General features: G+C 39.4%; 16 protein-coding genes. 5 read left to right on the forward strand and 11 right to left on the reverse strand.

What is annotated here, in order from left to right:
• Positions 1-5 precede the first annotated feature (5 nt).
• The gene (locus tag OQ268_RS02990; protein ID WP_265854580.1) at positions 6-1,031 is read right to left on the reverse strand and encodes a Gfo/Idh/MocA family oxidoreductase; all 1,026 of its coding nucleotides are present in this window, start codon (positions 1,029-1,031) and stop codon (positions 6-8) included.
• Positions 1,032-1,166: 135 nt separating this feature from the next.
• Here OQ268_RS02990 and OQ268_RS02995 point away from each other — a divergent pair, with 135 nt between their 5' ends.
• Positions 1,167-1,511 (forward strand): hypothetical protein, encoded by a 345-nt coding sequence (locus tag OQ268_RS02995; protein WP_265854581.1) that lies wholly within the window; start codon positions 1,167-1,169, stop codon positions 1,509-1,511.
• A gap of 24 nt (positions 1,512-1,535) precedes the next feature.
• Here OQ268_RS02995 and OQ268_RS03000 read toward each other — a convergent pair whose 3' ends face one another.
• The 9 genes from OQ268_RS03000 to amaB all read right to left on the reverse strand — a co-directional run bounded on the left by OQ268_RS03000 (position 1,536) and on the right by amaB (position 15,462).
• Positions 1,536-2,720, reverse strand: coding sequence for a class I SAM-dependent rRNA methyltransferase (locus OQ268_RS03000; protein WP_265854582.1), 1,185 nt, complete (start codon positions 2,718-2,720; stop codon positions 1,536-1,538).
• 134 nt (positions 2,721-2,854) lie between these two features.
• Positions 2,855-4,294, reverse strand: coding sequence for an MFS transporter (locus OQ268_RS03005; protein ID WP_265854583.1), 1,440 nt, complete (start codon positions 4,292-4,294; stop codon positions 2,855-2,857).
• Positions 4,295-4,315: 21 nt separating this feature from the next.
• A complete protein-coding gene (locus tag OQ268_RS03010; protein ID WP_265854584.1) occupies positions 4,316-4,978 on the reverse strand; it encodes a bifunctional 4-hydroxy-2-oxoglutarate aldolase/2-dehydro-3-deoxy-phosphogluconate aldolase in 663 nt (220 codons plus the stop codon).
• A complete protein-coding gene (locus OQ268_RS03015; protein ID WP_265854585.1) occupies positions 4,971-6,026 on the reverse strand; it encodes a sugar kinase in 1,056 nt (351 codons plus the stop codon). Before OQ268_RS03015 ends, OQ268_RS03010 begins: the two co-directional genes overlap by 8 nt.
• Positions 6,027-6,098: 72 nt before the next feature.
• On the reverse strand, positions 6,099-7,499 hold the full coding sequence (uxaC, locus tag OQ268_RS03020; RefSeq protein ID WP_265854586.1) for a glucuronate isomerase: 1,401 nt from the start codon (positions 7,497-7,499) through the stop codon (positions 6,099-6,101).
• A gap of 42 nt (positions 7,500-7,541) precedes the next feature.
• Positions 7,542-9,461, reverse strand: a complete 1,920-nt coding sequence (locus tag OQ268_RS03025; protein ID WP_265854587.1) for a glycoside hydrolase family 88 protein — start codon at positions 9,459-9,461, stop codon at positions 7,542-7,544.
• A gap of 656 nt (positions 9,462-10,117) precedes the next feature.
• Complete coding sequence (locus tag OQ268_RS03030; RefSeq protein ID WP_265854588.1) at positions 10,118-10,897, reverse strand: GLPGLI family protein; 780 nt, start codon at positions 10,895-10,897, stop codon at positions 10,118-10,120.
• Positions 10,898-10,903: 6 nt separating this feature from the next.
• On the reverse strand, positions 10,904-13,699 hold the full coding sequence (locus tag OQ268_RS03035) for an outer membrane beta-barrel family protein (protein WP_265854589.1): 2,796 nt from the start codon (positions 13,697-13,699) through the stop codon (positions 10,904-10,906).
• Between the two features lie 221 nt (positions 13,700-13,920).
• Positions 13,921-15,462, reverse strand: a complete 1,542-nt coding sequence (gene amaB, locus OQ268_RS03040) for an L-piperidine-6-carboxylate dehydrogenase (RefSeq protein WP_265854590.1) — start codon at positions 15,460-15,462, stop codon at positions 13,921-13,923.
• Between the two features lie 124 nt (positions 15,463-15,586).
• Here amaB and OQ268_RS03045 point away from each other — a divergent pair, with 124 nt between their 5' ends.
• The gene (locus OQ268_RS03045; protein WP_265854591.1) at positions 15,587-18,097 is read left to right on the forward strand and encodes a M1 family metallopeptidase; all 2,511 of its coding nucleotides are present in this window, start codon (positions 15,587-15,589) and stop codon (positions 18,095-18,097) included.
• 72 nt (positions 18,098-18,169) lie between these two features.
• Here OQ268_RS03045 and OQ268_RS03050 read toward each other — a convergent pair whose 3' ends face one another.
• Positions 18,170-18,625 (reverse strand): nuclear transport factor 2 family protein, encoded by a 456-nt coding sequence (locus OQ268_RS03050; RefSeq protein WP_265854592.1) that lies wholly within the window; start codon positions 18,623-18,625, stop codon positions 18,170-18,172.
• A gap of 249 nt (positions 18,626-18,874) precedes the next feature.
• On the opposite strand from OQ268_RS03050, the gene OQ268_RS03055 reads away from it, so the two are divergent.
• From OQ268_RS03055 to OQ268_RS03065, 3 genes are all read left to right on the forward strand, one after another.
• A complete protein-coding gene (locus OQ268_RS03055) occupies positions 18,875-20,278 on the forward strand; it encodes a tetratricopeptide repeat protein (RefSeq protein ID WP_265854593.1) in 1,404 nt (467 codons plus the stop codon).
• A 60-nt stretch (positions 20,279-20,338) separates the two neighbouring features.
• Positions 20,339-21,106 carry a phosphosulfolactate synthase gene (locus tag OQ268_RS03060; RefSeq protein WP_265854594.1) on the forward strand — a complete coding sequence of 256 codons (768 nt, stop codon included), beginning with the start codon at positions 20,339-20,341 and terminating at the stop codon, positions 21,104-21,106.
• Between the two features lie 77 nt (positions 21,107-21,183).
• Complete coding sequence (locus OQ268_RS03065) at positions 21,184-21,927, forward strand: shikimate dehydrogenase family protein (RefSeq protein WP_265854595.1); 744 nt, start codon at positions 21,184-21,186, stop codon at positions 21,925-21,927.
• The last annotated feature ends 33 nt before the right edge of the window (positions 21,928-21,960 follow it).

The raw sequence follows: 21,960 nt of genomic DNA on the forward strand, positions 1-21,960 counted from the left end.
TGGCATTAGGCTTCCAAAATCTCTAATTGAGCAATTACATCTTCACGAGAGATAGGATATTTTTCACCTGTTACAATCGCTTGATGAACGGCCTCAAAAAGCGGTAAATAATCTCCAATTTCTGAAGGAATAATTGTTTCAGTTTTATTTCCATCCCCATCAATGGTAGTAAGCAAACCTTCCTTACCAGCCGGCTCGATACCAAACTGCGGATCGCCAAGTTTCTTACCTGCTAAGAGTTGCTCCTCCTGCGTATCGGCTCTTTGCTTAATAAAACTTCCCTCGGTACCATGCAGTACAAAAGAGGCTTGCGGATTCACGACCAATAAACTGGCTGTTAAGAATACATTTATGTCGTTTGCGTAATTGAGTTGAATTGTAAAATAATCATCTACTGCCGTATTATTCCTGTTTTTACCAAGCACTTTGGTAAAGCTTAGTGGTTTTCCAAAAATGCTAATGGCTTGGTCTAACAGATGCGGACCTAAATCGTAAAGCAACCCGCTGGCCTCAACAGCCTGTTCTTTAAAAGCTTTCGGACCAATTGTGCTTCTATATCGATCGTAACGAATGTGCATCTCTACCAGTTTACCTAATTTTCCACTGGCTAAAACCTTTTTAACAGATACAAAATCGCTATCCCAACGGCGATTTTGATAAAAGAAAATTTGTTTACCTACCTGGTCTGCCAAATCGAAAAGCACTTTAGCCTGCGCAACTGTAGCCATAAAAGGCTTTTCGACCAAGATGTGTTTGTGATGCGATAAGGCTAACTTTGCATGTTCAAAATGCAAATTATTAGGTGTATTGATAATCACTAAATCAATCTGCTCATCGTTCACCAGTTCCGCCACACTTCTGTAACTCACAATTCCCGGATAATCTTTAACGGCATTTTGCTGCGTACGTTCAACAATAGCTTTTAAAAAGAACCCATCATGCGCAGTAACGAAAGGTGCGTGAAAAACCTTTCCAGACATGCCATAAGCCATTAAACCTACCGTAATTGTTGTATTCAGATCTGTATTCATATGTTATAAATGTAATTAAATTTAATTTTTATATGCGCTGAAAAATATAAATGCCCAAAGTTTTAACTTTAATGTGGCTATTTAACTGGAGGCTTACATGCAAAGCAAGCGTGATTTTTAACGTATCTTTGGGGCATGAAACCGTCGGAGATTAATACCAAGTGGAAAGCGTTGCAGACGAAAATCTCATCAGAATTTGATTCGGATACGCCAGACATTAAAGTTATGCTTTTTTTAATTGGGGTGCAGGAGCTGGGCAAGGGACCAAAAAAATACAGCAAACGGCAAAAGGAAGAGTTGATGCATATTGCTACCTGCAGGCTGCTAAGCGAAATGGGCTTTTATGAACTAGAAGGATTAGACCAGGATGGCTGGCCACACTGGAAACTGATTAAAGCCATACCACCATATACCATGTTAGAACAAGAGATGTTGATGAAATCGCTTATTGTAAGTTATTTCGAAGACATCTACTCTTAAAAATACGGATTACTGAAATGCTGTTTATAAAACCCGCAGCAGTAATCCTTTTAAATACTCTCCTTCTGGGAAAGAGATCCTAACGGGATGATCTTCGGGCTGACAAAACTGCTTAATAATTTGCACCTCTTTACCAGCATCTAATGCAGCCCAGGCAATAATCTGTTTAAAGGTTTCGATATCAACTGCTCCTGAACAAGAAAATGTTGCCAATAACCCGCCTTTTTCAAGGAGCAGCATGCCTAAGCGATTTAAGTCTTTGTATGCTCTGGCGGCACGGTCTAAAGCAGATCTCGAAGGCGCATATTTGGGAGGGTCGAGCACAATCACATCGAATATTTCGCCTGATTCTTTAAAGGCACGAAGCTGCTTATTTACATCAGACTGGATAGTGGCTACTTTTTTGTCATCGAAACCGTTTAGCAATACATTTTGCTTCAATGTCTCTACTGCCAAGCCAGAGCTATCTACACTAGTAACCTGGGCTGCGCCCGCCGCCAGACTATTTAAGCTGAAACCGCCACTGTAACTGAAGCAATCTAATACCTTTTTATTTTGAGTATAGGCGGCTAGAATCTTCCTATTATCTCGTTGATCGCAGTAAAAGCCAGATTTTTGTCCTTCGGCTATGTTGATGTTATAAGTAATTCCATTCTCTTTAACTGCTAAAAATTCTGGTGGGTTTTCTCCCCAAAGCAAACCATTTTCAACAGGCAAGCCTTCGTGCGTACGTGCTGTAGCATCACTTTTATCAAAAATACCTTTAACCTGTAATTCTGCTCTCAGAATAGCAACGATATCACTTTTAACTTTCTCTATGCCCGAACTTAAGATTTGCAATGATAAAAATTCTGCATATTGATCTACAATCAAACCAGGCAGAAAATCAGCTTCGCTAAAAACCAAACGGCAAGTGTTGGTTTCTGGCCCGAGAATAAATTTGCGAGATGCAATGGCTTGCTGTAATCTGTTTTGATACCATTGATAATCGATATTTTGAGCTTCATCCCACTCTAATAAACGAACGGCCACACGAGAGTTACTATTGTAATACCCATAGGCTAGAAATTCTTTATCAAAAGCGAAAACCTTTACCACATCTCCATCTTCGGGCTTGCCTTTTACTTTCTCTAAAGCACCAGAAAATACCCAGGGATGCCTTTGTAATGCAGCCCTTTCTTTTCCCTTTTTTAAAATGATTTCGATCATGCGGCAAAGGTAGCAATTTGTTGGCACTGTAAAGCCAGGTTTAGGCAATACCTATAATAGCCTATTAAGGTCGTAATTACCGCTACCACCACGAAAGAATACAATATTCGCTTGGAAAAACGATGGGAGTTTGGTTATGCCAGTTCGATAACTTTATATTTCGGCACAAGGGCTTTCATCACCACCCAACCAATTAGATAACAGACAGCACAAATCGAAAAGATGATGAAATATCCTGCTTCTTCCCCTTTGAAGCCCATAAACTCCACTTGACTTTTCCCGGTATAATCGAATAAAAGACCCGAACATTTGTTAATGATGAAAGCGCCAACGCCACCCGCCATCCCGCCAATTCCGGTGATTGTTGCAATTGCTTTTTTAGGAAACATATCGCCAACTGTAGAAAATATATTGGCCGACCAAGCCTGGTGTGCAGCACCGGCAATACCGATAATAATAACCGGGATCCAGTAAGAGATATAACCCAAAGGTTGTGCTGCCAATGTTAATAATGGGAAGAAGGCAAAAATTAACATCGCCCGCATGCGTCCCTCATAAGGATTCATCCCCTTTTTATCGACGAAATAAGTTGGTAACCAACCCCCAATAATAGAAAGTAAAGTAATGAGGTATAATACAAAAAGTGGTAAAGCGCTCTGGGTAGAATCCATTCCGTAAACAGACTTTAGGTAAGCAGGTGTCCAAAACAGAAAGAACCACCATACGCCATCCGTCATAAATTTACCGAAAGCAAATGCCCATGTCTGTCTGTATTTAAAGCAAGCAGCGAAAGAAACCTTTTCCTTGGTCTCTTCAACATAATCTGCCAATTTACGGTCATTAATCAGATCTTGCTGAATGTAGGCTAACTCCCCTGCACTAATTCTTTTATGGAGTTCTGGCTTGTTGTACACAAATACCCACAATCCCATCCACACAAATCCTAATGCGCCAATAATAATAAAAGACATTTCCCATCCATAAGCCTTTGCAATAAAAGGAATAGTAATAGGCGCCGCCAATGCACCAACAGTTGCGCCAGCGTTGAAAATACTCGTAGCAAAAGCCCTGTCTTTTTTTGGAAAGTACTCTGCTGTAGCCTTAATAGCAGCAGGGAAATTCCCCGCCTCGCCAATAGCTAAAACCAGTCTTGCAAAGATAAACAGCGTTACACTTACAGATACCACCATACCTGTATCATTTACCTGGGCAATGATTTCTTTGGCGCCGTCGAAGTCTACCAGCCAATTTCCATTGAGGATGCCCGCGGTAGCAATACCGCAAAAAGCATGTAAACATGCACCAACAGACCACACTCCAATTGCCCACAGAAAACCTTTTTTAGTATCCAGTTTATCTACCAAACGACCGGCAAAAAGCATCGATATTGCGTAAAATATAGAAAACAGCGCTGTTATGTTTCCATAATCATTGTTATCCCAATGAAATTCAGGTTTAATGAAATCTGTCCAGGTTAAAGAAAGTACCTGTCTATCTAAATAGTTAATAGTGGTGGCGAGGAACAGGAGTAAACAAATGGTCCATCTGTAATTGCCTATTTTTGATTGGTTCATTTTGGTTAGGTTGTATTGGTGCTACTTACTTTGCTGAATTAATCGAAGTGCTAGTCTGGTCTGATCTGCCAGCTCATCATAAAGCCCCTTATTCATAGTTTCTTTACTAATGAGTTTGCTGCCCATACCCACGGCACAAACGCCAGCCTTGAACCAGGTTCTCAGGTTATCGGCATCTAATTCTACGCCACCTGTAGGCATAAATAGTTGTCCGGCAAATAAGTCTTTTATGGAGGATATGAATTCTGGCCCCAGAATGTTGGCAGGAAAAATTTTAATTAACATGGCCTTATGTTCTTGTGCGATGCTAATTTCAGTTGGCGTCATACATCCTGGAACCCAAAGCATGCCTATTTTATTGGCAATTTCTGCTACCGCAGGATTAACAATTGGGGAAACAATAAAATCTGTTCCAGCATTGATAAAAGCATTGGCATCAGCAACTGTTTTAATGGTTCCAATTCCTAAATAAAGATCGGGCATTTCGGCATCGCGTATTTCTTTTAGCTTTTTAAAATTCGGCAGGGCAGATTTTCCGCGATTGGTATATTCAAAGATGCGAATGCCGGCGCTATATAAAGTACGTAATACCTCTACGCTCCCGCTTTCACTATCCTGATAGAAAAGTGGCAGCATGCCTTGCTCCAAAATGGCATCTAAAATTTTGTGTTTGTTGCTAATCATGTTTTATCGTTCGTTTTTGTATATCCGCAACGGTGCTGGTTGTTGCATCGCTGGGAATGTATAATTTATCGTAGGCAGCGGCAGTAGCAAAATTTAAAGTTGCCGAAACAGGTAGCTTACTATAAAAGCCGTAAATTAATCCAGCCATAAAACAATCTCCACTGCCAACTTTATCTAAAATTTCGTCAGATATATATTCCTCAGATTTGGTTAGTTTTTCATCGCAATAAATAGTGGTATAATAGCTGATTCCCTTTCCTTTATCGAAACGAAAAGTATTTGCAACAGCCTTACATGCTGGAAACAAACTTATTATTTCCTGAGAAGTATCTGCAGCTTGTTGCAGTAACGTTTCCTTTGCATAGCCGTGGTTGTGCGCTAAATCCTGGTGCAAGGATGTGCCGAGCATTTTATGAGCTGCCCAAACATTACCCATAATAAGTGTGCAATGTTGCGCCAATTCAGGCAACACATCAATAGGTTCTTTACCATATTTCCAAAGCTTTGCCCTATAGTTTAAGTCTAATGAAATTGTGAGGTTTAGCCGCGTAGCAACCCGCAATGCTTCTAAGCATACATCAGCTACAGCTTGGTTTATGGCCGGACAAATGGCGCTAAAGTGAAACCAGGTTACGCCTTCAAACACCTGATCCCAGTTAATTTCACCAACATTCAAATTGGCATAAGAAGAATTCGCCCTATCGTAAATTACGCCTGCATTTTTTAAATCTTTACCTTTTGGAAGATAATAAAGCCCCAACCTGTCGCCACCAAAAATCATCTGTGAAGTATCTATATTCTTGGTATTGAGGTATTTTTCGATGTCTCTTGTAACCGAATTATCTGGCATTGCAGAAACATAAGTTGATGGAATATTCCAAAGTGCTAAAGCTGTTGCCACATTAAGCTCGGCTCCGCCCACATAAAACGGCAACTGATTTTCTTTAAGCCATAAACCATCTACATCCGGACAAATGCGCAGGAGAATTTCTCCAAAAGTTAGAACCTTTTTGCCCTTTATAGTCTGTGCTGCTATTTCGTTGCTCATTATTTTTTTATGCTGCTGCGCCACCTTTATCTCGTAAAACAGTTATTTGCCACAGGTTGCTGATGCTATTGATTAAAATTTAAAGTAATGCTTTGCATTAAAATAAGAAATGTCCTGGACTATTTTTCCTACCCATTCTAAGTCGTTTGGCAATTCGCCATTCTCTATATCCTCGCCAAACAAATTGCAGACAATTCTTCTAAAATATTCATGTCGTGGAAACGACAAAAAACTACGCGAATCGGTAAGCATACCTACCATACGACTTAAGAGGCCCATATTAGACAAGGCATTCAATTGTTTAATCATGCCGTCTTTCTGATCTAGAAACCACCATGCAGAGCCAAACTGAACTTTTCCGGCAATAGAACCATCGTTAAAATTTCCAATCATAGTAGCAATGAGCTCGTTATCTGCAGGATTTAAATTATAGATAATGGTTTTTGTTAACTGGTTTTCATTATCTAAGCGATTTAAGAACTTAGATAACATTCTGGCCTGACTAAAATCGCCCATGGAATCCCAACCGGTATCTGGCCCAAGCTGACGGAGCATCCGTTGATTGTTATTGCGTAAGGCACCTAGGTGATATTGCTGTACCCAGCCTTTCTGGTGATCCCATTGTGCGAAAAAAACCAACATTGCCGATTTAAACTGGAGGTTTTCATGATGGGAAATATTTTGTTTGGCTCTTATCTTGGCAAAAATCGATGAAATCTCGTTTATCGTATAGTCTTCAGCATAGATTTGTTCTAAACCATGGTCGGAAACCGAGCAACCATTTTTAGCGAAGTAGTCGTGACGGTTTTTCAGGGCATCAATATAATCTGTGAAAGAAATAATGCTTTTGTCTACAACGGCCTCAAGCTTATCAATGTACTCATTCAAAGCTTGCACATCATCACTATGCATGGCTTTATCTGGCCGAAAGGCAGGAAGCATTTTCAGTTTAGTGCCCTCACTTGCAAACTGTTGATGAAAGTTTAAACTATCCAAGGGATCATCGGTAGTACAAACCACTTCGACATTCATTTTATCGAGTAAGCCTCTAACATTATAGGCTGGCGTTTGCAACTGTGCAGAACATTCATCGAAAATTTTCCTAGCAGTTTTTCCAGAAAGCAAGTCGGTTATACCGAAATAACGTTCCAATTCCAGGTGTGTCCAATGGTAGAGTGGATTTCGCAAGGTGTAAGGAACGGTTTCTGCCCACTTCTCGAATTTTTCGAAATCACTTGCATTACCTGTGATGTATTTTTCATCAACTCCATTAGCCCGCATGGCTCGCCATTTGTAATGATCGCCGGCAAGCCAAACTTGAGTAATATTTTCAAATTGGGTATTATTGGCAATTTGTGATGGAATAAGGTGATTGTGATAATCTATTATCGGTAAAGATTTTGAATAATTATGATAGAGTTTTTCTGCGGTTTCGCTTTGCAACAGAAAATTTTCGTCTAAAAAGGGTTTCATAGCTTAATTAATGGTTTCAGAATCGATAGGAGATCAACATGGTTAACGCTGTTTGTTAGTCGGCACTTGATGGATCAACCAATTCACCAGATCGTTAGTTGCTTTAAAATTTTCGATATCTGCAGGCAATCTTCTTCCATCGATGTATTCGTTGTAAAACCATGGGTCGCCAACAGCGAATACGGTTCCTTTGCCATATTTGGCTGTCGCAATGATCGTGTCTCCACCATCAGAAAGTGCTGATACTGCTGGCTTTTGAGCAACAATTGTAGAGATTTCCTTGATATAAACCTTTCTTGCGGTTTTAAAAATAAGATTTCCTGGCGGGATTTTAAGAGCACCTTGTTCAAAATTGGTGCCTTGAACTTTGTTTCGGCTATCCTCATTAAAATGGATGCCGAACATTTCTGGAAGCACATTAAACTTATTTATTTCACAGTTGCCCACGTCGTTAAGTAATAAAACCAGCACACCGCCAGCTTTTACCCAGTCGCTTATTTGTTTGGCATGTTCTGCATTCATAAAGTTGGGCTTTGCGGTTTCTTTCTCAGTATCAGGATCTACGATAATGTAGATATCAGAAGCAGATAGATTTGCAACTGTAGGTGCAGATTTTAAGGTGCTGGTAATTACACCGGCATCATTAAAAATTTTGCCGAACAGGGAAAAACCATTGTTGTCATCTTCATTCCATAAATAATGAAAAGGGATTTTTTCGCCGGTGGGGCCATTCGTAAATTCATTATTGAAAAAATTATCTACGGTAACCGTCAATCCTTTTCCAGGTTTTGGCAGCGCGGCAATTTCCATTTCTGCGGCGGCACAGATAATGGTACCCGCAGCTTGTGGATGGTTGCTATTTTTCTTTTGGTTTTCATCTCGGGCACTGTTATTACTATTTTCTGATTTAACACCGAGGCTAGAAGCTGGTCGATTTGGAGCTCGATCAGCAAGCGAATGCTGCACCACATATTCCTTTAAACCTGCGTAACCTTTAGTGGCAGCAAGCATAAACTTCTGAGGAAGCCATCCATCATTCACGCCCTTTGCTAGTCCATATACTAACATGCCAGCGGCAGCATGATCCAGGTAATTACCTTTTTTCTGTGGGAAGCTTAAGGCATTGTACCAACCGCCAGATTTAACATCTTGATATTTTACTGTTGCCGTTGCGGCACGATTTAAAATGGCCACTAGTTCCTTTTGTTGGGGATGATTCTTTGGAAAATAATCAAGTACATCGACCAGTGCGGTAAGATAAGTACCCATTGAGCCTGCCAAAAATTTTTGCGAGTCGCCAGTGGTTCCAGTTGAAGACAGCTCTTTGCTCACCGTGTTGCGGTAGTAAAGCAAACCTGTTTTTGTATCCCTGGCATCTCTTTCAATTTGTATGAATTGCTTAGCAACATCATCAAAAGCAGCATCTTTATTCATAAGTTGGGCATACGCTGTATAGAATGGTACATTGTTACCTAATCCATCTACCCATGCCTTGTCTGCAGAGTTGCTTTTACCTACAAAAAGACCATCACTTGTACGAGATTGCTTCTGAAGCTGATTATAAAAATTTGTGGCAGCCAATAGATATTTTTGCTGGCCTGTCACTTTGTATAGTAACAGAAGTGCCCTGCCGTACTGAATCTCTGCATGGAAGTCTGAATGTTGCTGAATGCTCCCTTTACTTTTGTCTTCCAAATAGGTATCTATAATGGACTGGATATTTCTGAAATACCTGCCCTCGCCAGTGTTTCTCCACACTGCGGCAGTGCCTGCTAACAGCAGGTCAATATTGTAATCTTGATTTGACCGTGTAGCGCCTTTTGTAACCGTGCTGTCTTGAAGTAAATTATCCATCGCGGCACGTGTCAATTGCTCAGAAAGCTTCATTTGTCCAAATGCAGGTATAAGGAATGATGGAAGAAGCAGAGCAACCATCAGCGTATAAAAAAAAGGTCTCTTCATCGTATACATTAAGTTTATAATAGTTTGCTATTATATCGCTACAACTGATAACCAACCCTTGGCTTAACCCATTTTCTTTAGGTCTGTTTATGGCTCGGGTTAACCTAATCGTAATTGCTTTAACGGATTTTCCATAAAACCTGCTGCTACAATTATGGCGATCAATCAGCTTATATTGACTTGCCACACGCCATAGGATGTTAGATGGTAGCCATTAATGCGATTTTGAAAAAGATCAAACCATTGACAATCAGTTTCATTTTGCGCCGGTACGTTATACTTGGTTGCTGTGTTAACAAGTGTACGTTATTTGCGGCTAAAACCGAAGAAAATCTGTTCTAAAATTGAAATAGCAAAACTGAAATGAATCGCATTAATAACGATTTATATTGTTGATTATTAGGTATTTGATTAATACACTTCAAACCGACTACTGATCAAGGAAAACGTTTTCCAAAATGCGATTTATAGCCAATACAGGTCGTAATAGGGCGGGATATAAGGTAAGCAGATTACTATTCATATTCCACAGGAAAGTACTAAAGCAGTAGCGGAATGAGTGGATGATGGATTAGAGAGAACTAACCTATCGCAGGTAAGAAAAAATGATTTGGACGATATGCAACATTCATTTGCACATCGCCCAAAAGTATTATCTAGAGGGAGAATGCTTTAAAGATTGGGTGGGCGTACTCGCCCCAATTCTTCATTGCAGACAGTAATATTGCTTTTAAGCCCTTATTATCTGTAGGTTTACCTTTTGTGGGGGGCAATAAATCTTTATCAGGTACGGCAGTTTCCGTAACTTTTGTAGCAAACCAGGTTACGTTTTCATGTGGCAAAGCCAGGCCTAAAATCATTCCAGGTAAACCAGTGAAAGATTCTGGTCCGCCAGAAACCGCAATCTGGTTAGAATAATACGCAACTACGTATACCGAATCCATAATGATGGCATTCGCTCTTCGGCATTCGTACCCGGCAATATCTCGGGTTTCGTCGGTAATCTTCCAGTTAATTTTACGTGTACTATCTTTTACCAAGTATACATCTTCATAAACGTTTTTTTGTGTGGTGCTTGTTTCGGTATTAAAATCTGTTGCGATGGTATTTTTGAGATTGGCAAGCGCATCATCACTAATCCAGTTATTGCTTACTGTTTCTTCAACCGCAGGCCACTTGTACAAACTTTTGCCTTTTGTAAAAGTTAAGGTACTTTTAGTGGCTTTAAATTGTGGATTATTCTTTTTGTACGCATCGAACGCCTGATTCATATAAGACTCATTGTCTTTATTGATCTTTTTCTTGATCAAGGCGTACATATTAGATCGTTTTTCGAACTCAATTACACCATTTTGTACGAAATGGACATTTTGAGCAAATGCTTTACTGGTTAGAGTAGCAATAAGGAGCGTAATGTATAAGAGGGTATTTTTCATGATTCTTTATTTTTGAGTTTTAAGCCCGCCGCCCATTTTATTAAAATCCCAGATCACCGAGAACATAAAATAGCGCATAATTGTGGTATAACTGCTTTGGGTAATGTTTCCATTATAGGCTGATCTATCGAAACCAACATTCTGATTTAAGATGTCATTTACCGATAAGGAGAACTTAAGGTTTTCTGATTTGAAGAACTTTTTCGTTAGCGATGCATTCCAGAGTAAACGTTCGAAATTCTCGTTAAAGGTTTGTGTTTTTCCCCTAAATTCATATTGTGCATCTGTAGATAATTCTAGCTTTGCCGGAAGCTTCACATTGCCAGAGGCGTAGCCTGACCATCCCCAACCATCGCTATTACCAAATTTACCTATGCTTGCTCTCGAAACATTATAAGTTGGCCCAAAACGTGAGTAGAAGCTATATTGTTTTTCTACATATTTATTTAGGTTGATACCAGCCTCGTATGTATAATTTTTGGTGTTATTTAGTTCATTGTTGATGTAATTGTAAGATGAGCTTCCATTGCTACTTAAACTTAGGCCAAGGTTCAGATCTATACCTTTTATTTTTCTACTTGCTTGTGAGTAAAAGTAGTAATTGCTAGACATTTTATCGGTAATATTAACCGATCTGTAAGTGCTTTTTGCGGTAGCGGCATCCGTAACCACATCACTCACAATCGGGTTTGCGGTAAAACTATAGGAACCATTTATCCAGATAGATTGATTGGTTAATACCTTATAAGAGTTATAGCTGGCACTAACATTACTTCTGAAAGATGGTTTCAAATCTGGATTTCCCAAAGAAATATTTAATGGATCGGTATTAACCCGAACTGGTTGGATCTGATCTAAGGAAGGTTGATTGGTATTGCCGTTATAGCTTAAACGAAATGACTTTTGTTGAGAGAAGCGGTATTGATAAGAGGCCTGCGGCATGTAATTAATAAAATTTCTGTTATAGGCTATATCATTAAACAAATCTTTTTGTTTGAAATTTACACCACTAAACTTCGATCCGAAGTTGACGATCGTTTTCCCTTTTTTGTAGTTGAAGATTGCACCTCCTTGGTTAATGATTTGGTTAAGTTCATAATCGTTACTAAAATCTTCGTCTAAAACATCATAATTTCCAGCTGCCGATTGGTTAAAAGATCTTCTGTCTGATCGTCCGTTCATCAGACTTAAACCATAATTAACAATAACCGTTAGCGTTTTAGATAAGGGTTCGGTATAAGCCAGATTTGTTCTGAAAGCGCTATTAGTAATGTCGTTAACCTTATATTGATTGATTAAACTGTCTCTTACACCTGTTGTTTCGTAAAAGGTATTGGTAGAATTTAAGTAACCATTGCTATTACTTTTTCTAATCTCCTGATTCAAATTAAGCGAAAGTGTACGCCCTTTCTTTTTTAATCGTTTCGAAAACAACGCATTCATATTAAACTGTTGATCATCTACCTCATTATTTAAAGTTCTGTCGGTTTTGTTGAGCAAATTTCCGTTGCCATCTGTGCTCGAAGTATTGTACGTGTTTAGTGTGTTACTATTCTTAAGCGTTCCATCTACATTAACTTTTAGGGTTAAAGTTGTGTCTAATTTTATCTCGTAAGTTGCATCTAGCTTCTGCCTGAACATATCATTATCATTGAATTGATCTGACCGATTATTGATTACGCCAGTGCTGAGGTTATTTTGGCTGATGGTATTCCGATCACCTTGAACCCTAATGGCACCGATTTTATAATTGGTATTTAACGATTCTTTGTCTTTGTTCCATTTACTATCGAAATGCAACCCACCGGTTCTGGCTACAGGCAACCCCTGACCATTGTATTGTCCATCATAGCTATCAAAATCATCCGATCCGCTGATGCTGAAATACATTCCGCCATCATCGCTCATGGTTAGTCCAGAAGAGCCGCTATATTTATCCCGGTCATCCCACCCAAGACCAACGGTTCCATTGTTTCCTAGAATTCCATAGGCAGAGAATTTTTTCTTGCCCCAGAATTTGTTAAACATTAATTGGCCGTTATAAAAATCATCCGTACCATAACCGCCCTGCACTTTACCGAAATATCCGTTCTTTTTATCTTCCTTCAGCTTAACATTTAACGTTGTCGACTTCTCGCCATCATCAATACCGGTAAAGCTTGCCTGGTCGCTTGCTTTATCGTAAAGCTGTACAGACTCTACCATATCTGCCCTTAGGTTTTTAGTAACCAGCGTGGGATCGTCGCCAAAAAACTCCTCACCATCAACCAACACCTTCTGTACAGCCTTACCCTGCGCTGTAATTTTACCGTCCTTATCAATTTGAACGCCTGGAAATTGTTTTATCAGGTCTTCTACCTTGGCATTGGGCTCTATATTGTATGCTTTGGGGTCGAACTCTGTAGTATCACCTTTGATTTTTATGGCAGATCTATTTCCTTTGATAATTACATCTGCCAGGATTTTAGCCATCCCTGTTAAGTTTATTTTACCATAATCTACATCTTGCCTGGTAGAATCTAATGTTATAAAGTCTACGAAATCAGCATATTTAGGATATGAAACCAAGAGGATAAATTTTCCATTTTTAATACCATTAATTTCAAATGATCCATTTTCGGCAGATCTTGTAAATTTTACTAAAGTAGAATCTTTCGCATTTAATACGGCGATTGAAGTTCCAGAAAGCAATGTGGTAGAAGCAGTGTCGATAGTGCGCCCTTTAATGGTATGGGTTGTTTGCGCCTTTGCAAAGCAAGAAATCATCACAAGGATGCAAAGTGAGAGTAGATGTCGTTTCATAGTAGACGATTAGTTAGACGACTAAAATAAAACTAATTTTTTAGTTAGGAGGTACTTTAACCTTTTTTAACAAAAATAATACGCTGGGCCACCCACCGTATTATTTTAGAACAAATGCCTATTGTTATCTCAAGGTTTATCGTGTCGAGAATGTCTTAAAGATCTTTTTTGTGCAAACCTGTTATTAACCCATTGCTGATGCAGTTTGCATTGAGAAATCATTATAGGTCGAACTTTATACCTTGTGCAAGCGGTAAGGTATCTGAATAATTGATGGTATTGGTTTGTCTACGCATGTAAGCTTGCCAGGCATCAGATCCACTTTCCCTGCCACCGCCAGTTTCTTTCTCACCCCCGAAGGCACCGCCAATTTCAGCACCCGAGGTGCCGATGTTTACGTTTGCTATGCCACAATCAGATCCTTTTACAGAGAGAAACAACTCTGCTTCCCTTAAGTTTAGTGTCATAATTGCAGACGACAAGCCTTGAGGGACACCATTCTGCAATGCAATCGCTTCCTCCAAGGTTTTATATTTAATCAGGTATAATATCGGGGCAAAGGTCTCATGTTGAACAATGTCAAAATGATTCTCTACTTCTGCAATACATGGTTTTACGTAACATCCGCTAGCATAATGGTCTCCCGTTAACACGCCACCTTCTACAACGAAATTACCGCCTGCTGCTTTACATTTTTTGATGGAATCCAAGTAAGCCGTTACTGCATGTTGGTCGATCAGCGGACCGACATGATTACTTTGATCCAATGGATTGCCAATTCGAAGTTGGTCGTATGCCCGCACTAACTTATCTTTAAAGGCTTCGTAAACATGCTCATGTATAATCAATCTCCTGGTCGAAGTACATCTCTGCCCGGCAGTACCAACTGCACCGAAAACGGCGCCAATTAAACTCATATCTAAATCTGCGTGCTCAGAGATAATAATGGCATTGTTACCACCTAGCTCTAACAATGTTTTGCCTAAACGGCTTGCCACAGTAGCTGCAACTTCTTTACCCATCCTGGTAGATCCGGTTGCAGAGATAAGCGAAACCCTTGTGTCTTTTGTCATTAACTCGCCGATAGTTCTATCGCCAATAATTAAGTTAGATACCCCTTCATCAATGCCATTATTTTTAAAAACTTCGCCAATAATATGTTGGCATGCAATAGCAGTTAGGGGTGTTTTTTCTGATGGCTTCCAAATGCATACGTTACCACAAACCAGCGCCAAGGCAGCATTCCAGCTCCAAACGGCAACAGGAAAGTTAAATGCAGAGATAATGCCGACAATCCCTAGCGGGTGCCATTGCTCGTACATGCGGTGGCTCGGGCGCTCACTGTGCATGGTAAGGCCATACAATTGTCTTGATAAGCCAACAGCAAAGTCGCAAATATCAATCATCTCCTGCACCTCACCGTAACCTTCCTGGAGACTTTTACCCATCTCGTAAGAAACCAAAGTACCCAATGCATCTTTGTTCTTTCTTAAAGCATCGCCAAACTGGCGAACGATATCTCCGCGTTTCGGTGCCGGAACCATGCGCCATGACACAAATGCTGATGCTGCTTTCGAAACTACCTGACCATAATCAGCATCGGTTGCCACTTTCGCTGTAGCAATATGCTTTCCATCAACAGGCGAAATACTTTCAAGCGTAGAATCATTCGAATCTCCTCCCCAATAATTTCCCGTACTGAATGCGGGGTTATTGGCTTTTATGCCCAATTGGTCTAAAACTGATTGAATATCTGTGTTCATATAGCTAACGATTTACACAAAAAAACAAAAAATTAAGTTAAAGGAGGTTAAATTTGATGGTTTACTTTAACATATTATTTGATACCTTGGTTTAAAGTGAATAGACTTACAAAATTTCATAAAGATGACTAAAACATTTCTTAGCGCCAGTGCACTAATGGCTGCTATATTTGTCTCGAGCATTAGCTTTGCTCAAGAAAAACCCGTAGAACAAGCCAGCAATTTGTTGGCATATAGGGTAACTGCACCAAAAATTAACGACCTTATTCATACAAAGCTTGATGTAGCTTTTGATTATGGCAAACGCCATCTAATTGGGAAAGCCTGGATTACCCTGAAACCACATTTTTACGCTACGGATTCATTAACACTTGATGCGCAAGGCATGGATATCAAAACCGTTGCACTCGTTGGCGCAAAGGGGAATACACCTTTAAAATATACCTACAACGAAAATAAATTGTTCATCACCCTAAATAAAAAATATTTAAACACCGAAAAATATACCGTCTACATTGCTTACACCGCTAAACCAGACGAGTTGAAGGTGAAAGGAAGTGCGGCAATTACAGATGCAAAAGGCTTATACTTCATCAATCCGGATGGTACTGATCGGGATAAGCCTGTTCAAATCTGGACACAAGGTGAAACCGAATCTTCTTCAGCATGGTTTCCAACGATAGATAAACCAGATCAGAAGACTACTCAGGAAATTTCGATGACGGTGCAAGCCAAGTATACAACCCTTTCTAATGGCAGATTGGTTAGTCAGAAGGCAAATGGAAATGGCACCCGAACCGATACCTGGAAAATGGATCTTCCACATTCGCCTTACCTTTTTATGATGGCTGTGGGTGATTTCAAAATCACTAAAGATGCATATAAAGGCAAGGAAGTCAACTATTACTTAGAGCCTAAATTCTCTCCTTACGCCAAGCAAATTTTCGGAAAGACGCCAGAAATGATGAAATTCTATAGCAATATTTTAGGCGTAGACTATCCTTGGAACAAATATGCCCAGGTAGTTGCAAGAGATTATGTTTCCGGAGCAATGGAAAATACTACCGCCACCCTCCACGGCGAACAGGTACAAAAAACCGACCGTGAATTACTGGATGGGAACGAAGAAGGCACCATTGCACACGAACTTTTTCACCAGTGGTTTGGCGATTACGTGACGGCAGAATCTTGGTCTAACCTCACCATGAATGAATCTTTTGCCACCTTTGGAGAAATCGTTTGGCACGGCCATGACGCGGGCAGAGATGCAGAAGACAAATCTCGATACGAAAAGCTACAATCTTACATCAGCTCTACCAAAAATGGCGAAAGCCCAACTCTTGCTCGTTTTTATTATGGTGATAAGGAAGATATGTTCGATAATGTTAGCTATGCCAAAGGATCAATCATTCTGTATGCCATGAAGAACCAAATGGGTGACGACGCTTTCTATAAAGGCTTAAATAAATACTTAACCACAAACGCTTTTAAGAATGGCGAGACCCATCAATTAAGGTTGGCGATGGAAGATGTTACCGGGAGAGACTGGAGTCCATATTTTAACCAATGGTATTATAGCGGCGGCCATCCAATCTTAGCTGTTGATTATGGCTATAGCGGGGGGAAGGCAACCATTAAAGTGAAACAAACGCAGGATACCGGCGTACAAACCTTTACTTTACCTGTTAAAGTTGATATCTATGTTGGCGGACAGAAGATCAGAAAAGAAATCATCATTAATAGCAGAACACAAGATTTTAGCTTCGACGTTGCCAGTAAACCAGACTTAATCGATTTCGATGCTGATAAAATTATCGTAGGTGAAATCAATGATAATAAGGTTGCAGAAGATTATTATTTCCAATATAAAAATGCACCAAGTTATGCCAACCGCATAGAGGCTTTACAATTTATTATGCAAAGTAAAGCTAAGAGCGGACAGCAGGTTCTATTGAGCGGTCTGAAAGATAAATCAGGAGATTTGCGTGCTTTAAGTATTGCTGGGTTAAACTTAGAAGATACTGAAATTAAAACACAGGCTTTGCCAATATTAATGCAGCTGGCTAGAATAGATAAAGATACTGAAGTAAGGGCTGCAGCATTAGCAAAGCTGGCCGAAACAGGAGATCAGGGCTACAAATCTTTGATGGTGGAGAGCATAAAAGACAGATCGTACCGAGTAATTGCTGCCGGTATTGGTGGATTAGCGAAATTGGCTCCACAAGAAAGTGCATCAGCACTGGAAGGCCTGGATGCTGACACTAAAGATCACATTGCTGCTTCGATAGCCGAAATTTATATCAGCGACCCTAAAGACGATCATCAGCCCTTTTATTCGAACATCATGGCCAATGGCGATCGCAATAAAATCTTTGGTACCATTGGCCAATATTTCCAGTACCTAAGAGCAAACACCAATCCAGTTACTACGCAAAAAGGCATTGACGATATTAACAATGCAATAAAACGATTGAAACTAGAAACCTATTTAAACAAGCAGCTATCTGGTGCTTATGCAAATACAGCTCAGGCGAAAACACAACAAGCTACATCTGCAAGCGGAACTAACAAAAGCAATCTAAATAAGCAGGCAGAAATATTTAAAAATGCTGCTGCAGTCTTAAGCAAAGAGTAGAAACATTTATCGTGCAAAAAAGGTTGGCACGTTACATCGTTGCCAACCTTTTTTTATATTTAAAATTTCTAACTAGAACTTGCAGTCGTCTTTCCTTCGGGTATCTATTAAATAAACGATTTGCCAACCACCTTCTCCCTTAACCAATTGGAAAGAGTTTACGCCGCAATGGCTAAATTTCTCATCCACATAAAACTTATAATCCGTCCATACGCTTGCCAACGGACCATCTACCAATATTTTCGTAAACACAATGCGTTCATCGAATTTTTGCGGGTGTGGCGAACCAATCAACTTGATAAACCCATCTAACGACTCGTTCCGTACTACTGTTTTTCCATCTTTGTTGCCAACAGTTTGAAAGATGCAGTCCTTTGCGAAAGCAGACCGGGCAAGTGTACTGTCACCGCTCTTCATACCGGCAAACAAGTTATTTACCACCATTTTTATCTCCTTTTCTTCATCCTGGGCAAATAAATTTACGCACATTCCTACCCAAAAAAGGACAAACAGTACTGGTTTTTTCATGACTTATACATTACCTTATTCGTATAAATTTATACTATTTTTGTCATAGAAGTGAACAGGAACCGCGAAATTGAAAAAATCATTCGATTATTCACATAGTAAAAACACCTCCAACAAGGTTAATTTTCAGGTATTTAGGTTGTATTTGCATGTCTATGTTAATAATTATTTCTAAACATGTCTGTTAAAATTGCTAAACTTAGGAAGTATAAAGTGAGGATTTGGCACGGTTCTTTAATTTAATAGTATATGGAAGAAGACTTCTTTTTTGAATCCAACGAAGATGCACAACGTTCAGTAGAACGTTACGAAGAGATGCTCCGCAATCAGGATCAATACTTTTTTGATGCTGGAGCCTTTGAATATATTGTAGATTTTTACATTGAAAAAAATGATCCTGTAAAGGCCTTGCAAGTGGTAGACTATGCCATTAATCAACATCCTTATGCAACAGTATTTTTAATTAAGCAGGCACATCTTTTCATTTTAACGAATAATCACGATCAAGCTTTTATTGCTTTGCAGAAAGCAGAGCTACTAGAACCATCTGAGGCAGATATTTACCTGCTTCGTGGTAATATATTTCAAAATACCGAACGTTTTAGCGAAGCCTTAGAAAATTATGAAAAAGCATTAGGACTTGCCGAAAGCACAGATGAAATTCTACTGCAAATGGCCTATGTTTACCAAAGCATGGGCGACTATGAAAGCGCAATTACCTATATTAAGCTTAGCTTGGAGCAAAACATGGAAAACCAGGATGGTTTATATGAATTGGCTTTCTGCTATGACGTGTTAGATAAACAGGAAGAAAGCATTAAGTTTTATCAACAATATATCGATACCGATCCGTATTCTTATGCTGCATGGTACAACTTAGGAAACAGCTACCATAAACTTAATCTCTTTGAAAAAGCTATCGACGCCTATGATTATGCCATCTTAATTAAGGAAGATTTTAGTTCGGCCTATTTTAACAAGGGAAATGCTTTAGTGCAGCTAGATAAGTATGATGAAGCTATCGATGTTTATAAGCAAACTTTTGAGTACGAACAGCCCAATGCAGATACCTATTGTGCCATTGGCGAGTGTTTCGAAAAGCTCGAAAAAATGGACGAGGCCCGTTCTTATTATAAAAAATCGGTAAAAATGGACCCTAAAATGGCCGATGCCTGGTTTGGAATTGGCGTAACCTTAAACCATGAAGAACGCTATTTCGAATCGCTCCACTTTTACAAGAAAGCAATCGATTTAGAAGCAGAAAATGGTGATTTCTGGTTTGCAATGGCAGATGCCTACTATAAATTAGGGCAAATAGAAGAATCAATTGCGGCATACGAAAAGGTTTTAGAATACAACCCAATGGATGTTGAGGCCTGGTTAGATTTTAGCACAGTACTTTATGAGCAGGGTAAGCTATTAGAAGCATCAGAAACCATGGCCGAAGCGATAAAGAACAACCCAGAAGCCGCAGAACTTTATTATAGAATGGTTGCCTACCTTTTTGCACTTGGAAGTTATGCCGATGCACTTGGCTACCTGGAAACTGCGTTAACTACCGATCCGGAGAAACATTATATACTGTTCGAATACTTGCCACAACTGCAAGACAACAGCGCAATTATAAACGTGATAAACCGTTATATTCGCTAAAACCGACGTGAAAAAAATTTAATAAATAAATCTCAAAATTTTTTTCACTTTTGTACACATATGAATTACCCATTATTAAACGTTCCCGAGCGTCCATCTAAACCACGCCAAAAAGGCTTAACAATGGTTATGGATAAGGGATTAAGCCTACGCCAGGTTGAAGATTTTATTGAAGTTGCCGGCGTTCATACAGATATTGTAAAGTTAGGTTGGGCTACATCGCATGTTACCCCTAATCTTAAAGAAAAATTGGCTTTGTATAAAAGCGCTGGCATTCCAACTTATTTTGGTGGAACATTATTCGAGGCATTCATTATTCGTAATCAGTTTTCAGATTATCAACGGGTTTTAGAACAATATGGGATGGAATATTGCGAGGTTTCTGATGGATCTATCGAAATTGAACACGACCTAAAATGCAACTACATTAGCGAGCTATCTAAACAAGTAACAGTAATTTCTGAAGTTGGAAGCAAGGATGCGGCGAAAATTTTTGCTCCATATAAGTGGATTAAATTGATGAAAGCAGAAATTGAGGCTGGTTCTTGGAAAGTGATTGCTGAAGCACGCGAAGGCGGAAATGTTGGTATTTATAGGGGTAGTGGCGAAGTGCGTGAGGGATTGGTGGACGAAATTCTAACCCAAATTCCAGAAGAAACAATTATTTGGGAAGCACCCCAGAAAGAGCAGCAGGTATGGTTTATTAAATTAATCGGCACCAACGTTAACCTTGGCAATATTGCTCCAGCTGAAGTTATTCCTTTAGAAACAATTCGTTTAGGTCTGAGGGGAGATACCTTTGATTATTTTCTCAACCAAGTAAAATAAATAAATTTGTTATTGCGGGTCGTGATTATTTTTAAACCAAGAAAATAATTGCGACTCGCATTCATGTTTATATGCATATGAAAACATACGGGTTAATCGGGTTTCCACTATCTCATTCATTCTCTAAAAAATATTTTAGCGAAAAATTCATCAATGAGGGCATTGCAAATCACCAGTACGAATTATTCCCTATTGAAGATATTAAGTCTTTGCCAGATTTATTAGAGAAAAACCCTTCACTTTGTGGCTTAAATGTAACCATACCACATAAAGTGAATGTGCTTTGTTATTTAAACGAAATTGAAGATGCCGCAGAGAAAATTGGAGCTGTAAATTGCATTTCCATTAAAAGTTTTGATGGTGAGAATTACTTGAAGGGGTATAATACTGATGCCTTTGGTTTTGAAGAATCTTTAAAACCCCTGTTACAACCTCAACACACCAAAGCGCTTATTTTCGGCGACGGCGGAGCAGCAAAGGCCGTTAAATATGTACTTGATAAACTTAAAATTAAATATTTGGTTGTAGTGCGTAAACCGCAACCCAATACAATTTTGTATGCTGAAATAACCGATGAAATTTTATCAACTCATCAATTACTAATTAATACCACCCCGCTGGGAATGTCTCCGAATATAGATAGCTATCCGGAAATCGACTACAACAGACTTGGACCTGCGTATTTGGCTTACGATTTAGTATACAACCCGCTAGAGACTATCTTTTTGCGCAAGGCAGCAGCTCGTGGTGCACAAGTAAAAGATGGCCTGGAAATGCTACATAAACAAGCTGAAAAAGCCTGGGCAATTTGGAATAAATAATCAGTCTTAATCTCTTTGATTAGGCAAGTTTGA

Source organism: Pedobacter sandarakinus (assembly GCF_026240095.1).
In the GTDB taxonomy this organism is placed as follows: domain Bacteria; phylum Bacteroidota; class Bacteroidia; order Sphingobacteriales; family Sphingobacteriaceae; genus Pedobacter; species Pedobacter sandarakinus.

What these genes read in the sequence shown, in the direction of transcription:
- OQ268_RS02990 (WP_265854580.1), bottom strand. Translation starts at nt 1,031, where the DNA reads ATGAATACAGATCTGAATACAACAATTACGGTAGGTTTAATGGCTTAT.
- OQ268_RS02995 (WP_265854581.1), top strand. Translation starts at nt 1,167, where the DNA reads ATGAAACCGTCGGAGATTAATACCAAGTGGAAAGCGTTGCAGACGAAA.
- OQ268_RS03000 (WP_265854582.1), bottom strand. Translation starts at nt 2,720, where the DNA reads ATGATCGAAATCATTTTAAAAAAGGGAAAAGAAAGGGCTGCATTACAA.
- OQ268_RS03005 (WP_265854583.1), bottom strand. Translation starts at nt 4,294, where the DNA reads ATGAACCAATCAAAAATAGGCAATTACAGATGGACCATTTGTTTACTC.
- OQ268_RS03010 (WP_265854584.1), bottom strand. Translation starts at nt 4,978, where the DNA reads ATGATTAGCAACAAACACAAAATTTTAGATGCCATTTTGGAGCAAGGC.
- OQ268_RS03015 (WP_265854585.1), bottom strand. Translation starts at nt 6,026, where the DNA reads ATGAGCAACGAAATAGCAGCACAGACTATAAAGGGCAAAAAGGTTCTA.
- uxaC (WP_265854586.1), bottom strand. Translation starts at nt 7,499, where the DNA reads ATGAAACCCTTTTTAGACGAAAATTTTCTGTTGCAAAGCGAAACCGCA.
- OQ268_RS03025 (WP_265854587.1), bottom strand. Translation starts at nt 9,461, where the DNA reads ATGAAGAGACCTTTTTTTTATACGCTGATGGTTGCTCTGCTTCTTCCA.
- OQ268_RS03030 (WP_265854588.1), bottom strand. Translation starts at nt 10,897, where the DNA reads ATGAAAAATACCCTCTTATACATTACGCTCCTTATTGCTACTCTAACC.
- OQ268_RS03035 (WP_265854589.1), bottom strand. Translation starts at nt 13,699, where the DNA reads ATGAAACGACATCTACTCTCACTTTGCATCCTTGTGATGATTTCTTGC.
- amaB (WP_265854590.1), bottom strand. Translation starts at nt 15,462, where the DNA reads ATGAACACAGATATTCAATCAGTTTTAGACCAATTGGGCATAAAAGCC.
- OQ268_RS03045 (WP_265854591.1), top strand. Translation starts at nt 15,587, where the DNA reads ATGACTAAAACATTTCTTAGCGCCAGTGCACTAATGGCTGCTATATTT.
- OQ268_RS03050 (WP_265854592.1), bottom strand. Translation starts at nt 18,625, where the DNA reads ATGAAAAAACCAGTACTGTTTGTCCTTTTTTGGGTAGGAATGTGCGTA.
- OQ268_RS03055 (WP_265854593.1), top strand. Translation starts at nt 18,875, where the DNA reads ATGGAAGAAGACTTCTTTTTTGAATCCAACGAAGATGCACAACGTTCA.
- OQ268_RS03060 (WP_265854594.1), top strand. Translation starts at nt 20,339, where the DNA reads ATGAATTACCCATTATTAAACGTTCCCGAGCGTCCATCTAAACCACGC.
- OQ268_RS03065 (WP_265854595.1), top strand. Translation starts at nt 21,184, where the DNA reads ATGAAAACATACGGGTTAATCGGGTTTCCACTATCTCATTCATTCTCT.